The sequence below is a fragment of the Oleiphilus sp. HI0086 genome (genome assembly GCF_001635225.1).
Window position 1 is genome coordinate 1 of the sequence record NZ_LWFZ01000453.1, and the last position, 310, is coordinate 310.

The following is a 310-nucleotide window of genomic DNA, read 5'->3' on the forward strand; positions in this document are numbered from 1 at the left end:
GGCCGGAATTTGTTTCCAGCGCAAAGATATAGACTCGAGGGCCATCTGCACGTTCCTCATGAACCGTAAGGATAGTGGCTTCAAAGCTCTCGCTGGTTTTATCCACTAGGTCTTTGAGTTGATTCATGTAGAGAAGGCTTAGCTTCTCGAAGCTGATTTTTCCATCCAGTTGCTCTTTCAACCAGTTTTGATAGGGGGCACTACTATAGTCTTCATCAAATTGACCGTGGAATTTACCTGCTTTGAATTGAAAGACTTTTTTAAGTTGACTGAAGAGTCCTTCATGATCTGCAGTGACGTCAGGTGCCTG

The 310-nt window shown here is 44.2% G+C and carries 1 protein-coding gene; it reads right to left on the bottom strand.

Going from position 1 to position 310, the window contains the following annotated elements; genetic code table 11:
* Window positions 1-310, bottom strand: a 310-nt coding sequence (locus A3756_RS05595; RefSeq protein ID WP_197481196.1) for a nucleoid-associated protein, incomplete at both ends; no start/stop codon positions are given.